General features: G+C 67.9%; 6 protein-coding genes, 1 rRNA gene and 1 pseudogene. 6 read left to right on the top strand and 2 right to left on the bottom strand.

Features of this window, described 5'->3' with window-relative positions:
- The first annotated feature begins 164 nt into the window (after window positions 1-164).
- Window positions 165-280 (top strand): 5S ribosomal RNA (gene rrf, locus BMZ19_RS17840).
- A gap of 178 nt (window positions 281-458) precedes the next feature.
- On the opposite strand, the gene BMZ19_RS17835 is transcribed toward rrf, so the two are convergent.
- The gene (locus BMZ19_RS17835) at window positions 459-1,376 is read right to left on the bottom strand and encodes a D-hexose-6-phosphate mutarotase (RefSeq protein WP_090312932.1); all 918 of its coding nucleotides are present in this window, start codon (window positions 1,374-1,376) and stop codon (window positions 459-461) included.
- A 193-nt stretch (window positions 1,377-1,569) separates the two neighbouring features.
- Between BMZ19_RS17835 and BMZ19_RS17830 the strand changes: the two genes are divergently transcribed.
- The 5 genes and pseudogenes from BMZ19_RS17830 to BMZ19_RS17810 all read left to right on the top strand — a co-directional run bounded on the left by BMZ19_RS17830 (window position 1,570) and on the right by BMZ19_RS17810 (window position 6,662).
- A complete protein-coding gene (locus tag BMZ19_RS17830) occupies window positions 1,570-2,712 on the top strand; it encodes an efflux RND transporter periplasmic adaptor subunit (protein WP_090312931.1) in 1,143 nt (380 codons plus the stop codon).
- Window positions 2,709-3,395 (top strand): ABC transporter ATP-binding protein, encoded by a 687-nt coding sequence (locus tag BMZ19_RS17825; protein ID WP_090312930.1) that lies wholly within the window; start codon window positions 2,709-2,711, stop codon window positions 3,393-3,395. Before BMZ19_RS17830 ends, BMZ19_RS17825 begins: the two co-directional genes overlap by 4 nt.
- Entirely contained in the window at window positions 3,395-4,606 is a 1,212-nt protein-coding gene (locus BMZ19_RS17820; RefSeq protein ID WP_090312929.1) for an ABC transporter permease, read from the top strand. Before BMZ19_RS17825 ends, BMZ19_RS17820 begins: the two co-directional genes overlap by 1 nt.
- On the top strand, window positions 4,606-5,802 hold the full coding sequence (locus BMZ19_RS17815) for an ABC transporter permease (RefSeq protein WP_090312928.1): 1,197 nt from the start codon (window positions 4,606-4,608) through the stop codon (window positions 5,800-5,802). Before BMZ19_RS17820 ends, BMZ19_RS17815 begins: the two co-directional genes overlap by 1 nt.
- 136 nt (window positions 5,803-5,938) lie before the next feature.
- Window positions 5,939-6,662 (top strand): annotated as a pseudogene (locus BMZ19_RS17810) (carbonic anhydrase).
- Between the two features lie 43 nt (window positions 6,663-6,705).
- Here the strand turns inward: BMZ19_RS17810 and BMZ19_RS17805 are convergent.
- Window positions 6,706-7,347: a hypothetical protein gene (locus tag BMZ19_RS17805; protein WP_090312926.1), complete on the bottom strand. Its 642-nt coding sequence runs from the start codon at window positions 7,345-7,347 to the stop codon at window positions 6,706-6,708.
- Window positions 7,348-7,518: the final 171 nt, after the last annotated feature.

The raw sequence follows: 7,518 nt of genomic DNA, 5'->3' as shown, positions 1-7,518 counted from the left end.
CCAGTACTAATTGCCCGTGAGGCTTGACCATATAACACCCAAACAATTTGTTGTTTGCGTGTGACAGGCCGAAAGCTTGCAAGAACGCGTGAAATTACCGAAGATACACCGATATCACATACCCAATTAGGGGAAGCGACTCAAAACGATTCCCCAACAAATTGCTTGACGACCATAGAGCGTTGGAACCACCTGATCCCATCCCGAACTCAGCAGTGAAACGACGCATCGCCGATGGTAGTGTGGAGCTTCTCCATGTGAGAGTAGGTCATCGTCAAGCACCTATACAGAAACCCCGATCAGCACACGCTGGTCGGGGTTTCGGCTTTTCGGTGCAGGGAAACTGGCTGCTGCGCGGGCGGCCTCTCCTGCGCTCCTCAAAGTCCGCTGCCCAGTTGGGCATGAGCTCCGGCGCAGGACTCATGCCCGTCGTAGAGCGGCAGGCGAAGGGTCGCGACTCACTTCTCTGCCTTGATCGCTTCACTCCACAAAGTCAGATCTAGGCCGTGACTCTCGTTCGGTGCGAGTTGCACGCAGTCGTTCCAGACGTTGGCGGTCTCGATGCACAGCATGTGTTGCCAGGCGTCTTCGGCGAACTGGGACAGGCGCTGAGCCTTGTCGATCCAGGGGTTCCACAGGACTGCCGAGTGGGACTGCCGACTCTGCAGGCAGATTTTGCGCTGCCAGCCGGTGTCATGGAGTTCCAGTTGTGCGGGCAGCTCGAGGTAGATGCGGTCGGTCTCGCCGGCAAAGCGCAGCGCGCCGTTCTGCCGGCATTCGCGCCACGCGTCGAGGGTCTCGATATAGCGGCAATCCTCAAGGCCGCGCACCTTTACGTCGCGGATATCACTGACGGCAAAGTAGCTGTGCAGCGCTTGGCTGATCCACACCGGGCGCTGGCCGCGGTTGTGGCTGCGCAAAGTCAGTTGCAGGCGTGCGCCGAGGCGGATTTCCAGCGCCACGTCGACCGCATGTGGCCAGCCGGGCAGCCCGTCCTCGGGTTGCGGACAAGCGAACAGCAGGCGCACCTCATCTCCGTCAATCACACTCTCGCGACACTCCCAGGGAAGATTGCGTACCAATCCGTGGAAGGGGGCGGCGTCGCCGCGGTACTGGGCGAGCAGGGGGGCGGGATTGCGCGCCAGATCGCCGAACCAGGGCCAGCACACCGGCACGCCACCGCGTACCGATTGTCCATGCTGGCCGGTGGCTTGTTCACTGAGCCAGATCAGCGGCGGCTCGCCAAGGCGCTGGTAGCGCAGAATCTGTGCGCCCTGTTCGGCAATCAGCAGCTCGGCCTGCGGGGTCTGTACCCGCCAGCAGGGTAGCTCGTCGAATTGGGTGCGGCTGATGTGGGGAGCGGTGGCTGGAGTCACGCGAGCGTTCCTTATGAGGCGAATGGCCCATTATTCCCGCGAGGTAGCTGGACGCCAACCTCGGATCAGGCCGGGCTGCATTGTCCGGCCACCGCCCCTTCAAAGGCGCTGCCGGTCCCCTGCCGCTCACTCGTCCGTCAGCCAGCAGCCTCGCCGACTACCCTGAAGGCGACGGGCAACGGTGGAGCGGGGCATGCGCAAGTGGTTGATCGGGACCGTGCTTATTCTGGCCCTCGGAGCGCTGCTGTGGTGGTGGCAGCGGCCGCAGCCATTGCCGGTGACGCTGTGGCCGGTGGAGCGCGGGACGGTGGAGGCGCTGGTCGCCAATAGTCGTGCCGGCACGCTCAAGGCCTGTCGCCGCTCGCAACTGTCGTTCAAGCTCGGTGCGCCGGTGAGCGCGCGGCTGGTGAACGAGGGTGACCGGGTGGTGGCTGGCCAATTGCTGATGCAGTTGCGCCAGGACGACCTGAAGGCGCGCTTGGCCGAGACTGAGGCGCGCCTGCAGGTGCAGCGCAATGCCCGGGAGCAACGCTGCACGCAGGCGGGTCTGGATCGCCGCGAGGTCCAGCGCCTGAGCCAGCTTGCGGCACGGCAGCTGGCGGCTGCGCAACGCCTTGATCAGGCCGAGAACCAGGCTCGTCAGTCGCAGCTGCTGTGCGAGGCCGGAGCCGTGCAGATCCGCGAGGCGGAGGCCGCGCTTACCCTGCAGCGCGCCCTGCTCGACCAGGCCAGTCTGCGCGCGCCGTTCGCCGGGATCGTCGCCGAGATCAACGGCGAGGTCGGCGAGTTCGTCACCCCCTCGCCGCCGGGGATTCCCACCCCGCCGGCGGTGGACCTGATCGACGACAGCTGCCTGTACGTCGAGGCGCCGATCGACGAGGTGGATGCCGCCCGCGTGCGCCTCGAGCTGCCGGTGCGCATCAGCCTGGACGCCTTCCGTGGGCAAAGCTTCGCCGGCACGGTGACGCGCATCGCGCCCTTCGTCCGCGATCTGGAGAAGCAGGCTCGTACCGTCGATATCGAGGTGCGCTTTGTCGAGCCGCCGCCCGCGGTGGTCCTGCTCACCGGCTACAGCGCCGACGTGGAAATTCTCGTCGAGCAGCGCGAGGGCGTGTTGCGGGTGCCCAGCGAGAGCCTGCTGGAGGGCCGCCAGGTGCTGCGTTACGACGCCGAGGCCGGGGTGCTGCGGGCGCAGACGGTGGACGCCGGGCTGGCCAACTGGCGCTGGACCGAGGTGCGTGCGGGGCTTACCGAAGGTGAGCGCATCCTGCCCAGCCTCGAGCAGGAGGGCTTGGGCGACGGTGTGGCGGTGACCCCGGTGGAGTCGCCACCATGATTCGCCTGCGCGAGGTGACTCGCTGCTTTCACCTCGGTGAACAGAGGGTGATGGGCCTGGATGCGGTGGATCTCGAGGTCGCTGCCGGCGAGTATCTGTCGGTGATGGGGCCGTCCGGCTCGGGCAAGTCGACCCTGCTCAACGTGCTCGGTCTGCTCGATGCGCCGGATGCCGGCGAGTACTGGCTGAATAGCGAGCCCACCGCCGGCCTCGACGAGGTGCGCCGCGCCGCCCTGCGCAGCCGGCACATCGGCTTCGTGTTCCAGTCCTACCATCTGATTCCGCGCCTGACTGCGCTGGAGAACATCGAGCTGCCTATGCTGCTGGCTGGCATCGAGCCGGGCGAGCGCCGCCGACGCAGTGCCGAGCTGGTCGAGCGCCTGAGCCTGGGCGATCGGGTCGCGCATCGCCCGGCCGAGCTGTCCGGCGGGCAGCGCCAGCGGGTTGCCATCGCCCGCGCGATGGTCATGCGCCCGGCGCTGCTGCTGGCCGACGAGCCCACCGGCAATCTCGACAGCCACTCCGGCGCCGAGGTGGTGGAGCTGCTCGAGGAGCTCAATGGCGAGGGGCTGACCCTGCTGGTGGTGACCCACGACGTCGCCCTCGGCGCCCGCGCGCCGCGCACCCTGCGCATGCTGGATGGGCGGATCATCGCCGACTCGGCGCAGGGCGGGGCGGCCTGATGCGCGCCGCCGATGCGGTCGCCCTGTGGTTCGGTGCCCTGCGCGGGCACCGTTCGCGCAGCCTGATGCTGCTGCTGGCGATCGGCATCGGCGTGCTTGCGGTGATCCTGCTTACCGGATTGGTCGAGGGTGCGCGTAGCTTCGTCCTCGACGAGTTCTCCCTGCTCGGACGCAATACCCTGATCGTCCTGCCCGGGCGCAAGGAAACCACCGGCGCGGTGCCGCCGCTCACTGGCCTGGCGCCGCGCGACCTGACCCTGCAGGACGCCCAGGCGGTTGCACGCCTGCCGGCGGTGCGCCGGGTCGCGCCGCTGCAGGCCGGACTGATCGAGGTCAGCAGCGCAGGGCGCAGCCGTGAGGCCTTCGTTCTCGGCACTAGCCGCAGCTTCTTCGCCCTGCGCCAGCTCGACGTCAGCCAGGGCCAGATGCTGCCGGAACTGCCGCTGGAGCAGGCCGAAGCGGTCTGCGTGATCGGCACCACGCTGCGCCGCGAGCTGTTCGGCAGTCGTCCGGCGCTGGGCGAATGGCTGCGCGCCGGCGACCGCCGCTTCCGGGTGATCGGCATTCTCGAGGAACGCGGCGAGTCGCTGGGCATGGACTTCGCCGAACTGCTGGTGATCCCGGTGGCCAGCGCCCAGGCGCTGTTCAACCGCGAGGGCCTGTTCCGCCTGTTCGCCGAGGTGCGCGGCCCGGCACAGCTGGAGCCGGGCAAGCGGCAGATCCTCGCCCTGATCAAGGAGCGTCACGAAGGCGAGGAGGACGTCACCCTGATCAGCCAGGACTCCATGCTCGCCGCCTTCGACGACATCCTCGGCGCGCTGGGGCTGGCCCTGGCCGGCATCGCCGCCGTCAGCCTGCTGGTGGCCGGGGTGCTGATCATGAACGTGACCTGGATCGCGGTCAGCCAGCGTACCGGCGAAATCGGCCTGCTCAAGGCCCTCGGCGCCACCCCGGCGCAGGTGCGCCTGCTGTTCGTCGGCGAGGCCGGCCTGCTGGCCCTGGCCGGCGGGTTGGCCGGCCTGGCGCTGGGCGAGCTGCTGCTGTGGCTCGCCCGGCTGCTCTGGGACTTGCCGCTGGCGGCGCCGGCCTGGGCACGCGCTGGCGCACTGCTGCTGGCGTTCGGCGTCGCCCTGCTGTTCGCCTGGCTGCCGGCGTCCCGCGCCGCGCGCCTGGAGCCGGTGGCGGCGCTGCGCCCGCCGGGAGCCCGCTGATGCGCCTGCGCGACGGCCTGCAGCTGACCGCCGGCGCCCTGCTGGGGCGGCCCCTGCGCAGCGTGCTGACCCTGCTTGGCGTGGCGATCGGCATCGCCGCGGTGGTGCTGCTCACCGCCATCGGCGAGGGCCTGCGCTTCTACGTGCTGGATACCTTCTCGCAATTCGGCACCCGCATCGTCGCCATCCACCCCGGGCGCACCCAGACCGGCGGCATTGGCGGCCTGCTGGCCAGCGCCCGGCCGCTCTCCATCGCCGATGCCGAGGCCCTGCGCCGCCTGCCGCATATCGAGGCGGTGGTACCGATCATCCAGGGCAGCGGCGCGATCCGCTTCGGCCCGCGCAGCCGCAGCAGCGACATCCTCGGCAGCGGCCACGAGCTGGCGGCGGCCTGGCGCTTTCGCCTGGCCCTTGGCCAGTTCCTGCCGCCGCCGCGTGACGGTCGTTCGCCGCCGCAGGCGGTGCTCGGCCACAGGCTGCGCGTCGAGCTGTTCGGCGCCGCCAACCCGCTCGGCGAGCTGGTGCGCATCGGCGGCACGCGCTTTCGCGTGGTCGGGGTGATGGCGGAGAAGGGCCAGATGCTCGGCTTCGATCTCGACGATGTGGCCTACATTCCGGTGGACTGGGCCGAGAGTCTGTTCAACCGCGAGGGGCTGATGGAAATCAACGTGATGTACCGTCCGGCCACCACCTCGGCGGCGCTGGCCCGGCAGATCCGCCAGACGCTGATCGAGCGCCATGGTGCCGAGGACTTCAGCCTCACCACCCAGGATGACCTGCTCGCCAGCCTCGACCGCATCCTCGCCATCCTCAGCGCGGCGGTGGCCGGGCTCGGCGGCATCTCCCTGCTGGTCGGTGCGGTCGGCATCCTTACCATCATGACCACCACGGTGGGCGAGCGTACCGCCGAGATCGGTCTGCTGCGCGCGCTGGGCGCCAGCCCACGCCAGGTGCTCGGCCTGTTCCTCGCCGAGGCGACCTTGCTGTCACTGGCCGGCGGCCTGCTCGGTCTGCTGCTGGTGGCGCTGCTGCTGGGTGCGCTGCATCTGGCGCTGGCGGACCTGCCGTTACGCCCGCAGCCGCTGTTTCTGCTGCTGGCGTTGCTGCTTTCCGCGCTGATCGGCATCCTCGCCGGTCTTGCTCCGGCCCGCCAGGCGGCGCGCCTGCATCCGGTCGATGCCTTGCGCAGCGAGTGAGGGGTGGGCATGCTCTGCCCGATCCGCTTACAAAGTCCGAGCAAAAGAGTGTGACTTCGCCGCGACTGCCGCTGTCGTCTACAACACTCGTGAAGCGTCCACATGCCACAAGCCGGGTGGACGTACGAAGGTTCGGATATCTGATCGTGAAAGAGCCGTTGCAGGAGAAAGAAATGAGAGAAAGTGCCGACGAGGCCCTCGACAGCATCGTTCAAGGTTTCAAGCGCTTTCGCCGCGAGGTGTTCCCCGCGCAGGAAGAGCTGTTCAAGAAGCTGGCCACCGCGCAGAACCCGCGCGCGATGTTCATCACCTGCGCCGATTCGCGCATCGTCCCCGAGCTGATCACCCAGAGCTCGCCGGGCGACCTGTTCGTCACCCGCAACGTCGGCAACGTGGTGCCGCCCTACGGGCAGATGAACGGCGGCGTGTCCACCGCCATCGAATACGCGGTGGTGGCCCTCGGAGTGCGCCACATCATCATCTGCGGTCACTCCGACTGCGGGGCGATGACGGCGGTGCTCCACCCCGAGTCTCTGGAGAGCATGCCCACGGTAAAGGGCTGGCTGCGCCATGCCGAGGTGGCGCGCACGGTGGTGGAACAGAATTTCGCCCGCTGCGACTGCGGCCAGGAGCATCTGGAGCTGCTCACCGAGGAGAACGTGGTGGCCCAGCTCAACCACCTGCTGACCCACCCGTCGGTGGCGGCACGGGTGGCCAGCGGCAAGCTGTTCATCCATGGCTGGGTCTACGACATCGAGACCAGCGCCATCATCGCCTATGACGCGGAAAGCGGGCGCTTCCTGCCGCTCGATGGCGAGGTGGTGCCGATGGCTACCCCGCGCTCGCGCTTCAACGGCTGAGGCCGGCTGGTGGAGGATGCCCCACGGCATTGGGGCATCCTCGTCATTGGTTCAGCTGCAGTTCGACACCCAGCTGGCGCGACAGGCACGGCCAGTTGTGCCAGGCGGCGCTCAGCTGTGGGCTGGTCAACTGCGCGCGGTAGACGTTCGCCGATTCGCTGCTGAAGATCTGCGGATCCAGCAGGGTTTCGCTGGCATGGTGCACCGCCGCGTCGAGCTGGTTGGCGAACGGCTCGCCGATCAGCTGGTGAGCCACCAGATTGGCCACCGTGGTATCCAGCGGAATCAGCGGCTGGCCGAAATGGGCGATATAGCGGTCGTTGACCTCCTCCACCAGGCGATGGGCCAGGTAGGCCTCGTCCAGCAGCGCCTCCAGGCCTTCATGGCCTTCCATCATCTGCGGCGGATTGAGGAAGAACTCCTCGGCCAGGCGCAGCACCGGCTTGATCTGCGCATCGATGCCGGCCTCGGTTGCCACGCTCGCGGCCGCTTCCACCAGCTCCGGCACTTCGTCGACATAGGCGCGCACGAAGCGCAGCAGGGTGCCGGGCGCATCGGCGCAGGGCAGACGTATCGCCCGGTGCAGGCCATCGATGCGGCCGGCGAGTTCGGCGGCCAGAGTCCCGTGCTCGGTTTCGTGTTGCAGGGCTGAATCGATGCGTTCGCGCAGGGCGGCAATGTTCATGGCAGGGGGTGCTCCGGTAGTTGTTGAGAACTGCACGCAACATAGTTGCATATCGCCTGTTGCGCCAGTTGACCTGTAACAAGCTAACGACTTTATCCCCGCAAGCCGCTGGCCACCCGGCAAGGTTTGCCGGGTGCAATTGCCAGTCCCCGGACCCTGTCTATACTCAGA

The sequence above is a fragment of the Pseudomonas linyingensis genome (assembly GCF_900109175.1).
Lineage (GTDB): Bacteria > Pseudomonadota > Gammaproteobacteria > Pseudomonadales > Pseudomonadaceae > Geopseudomonas > Geopseudomonas linyingensis.
The sequence above is the reverse complement of the archived record's forward strand: the minus strand, read 5'-3'. Positions and strand labels throughout refer to the sequence as shown.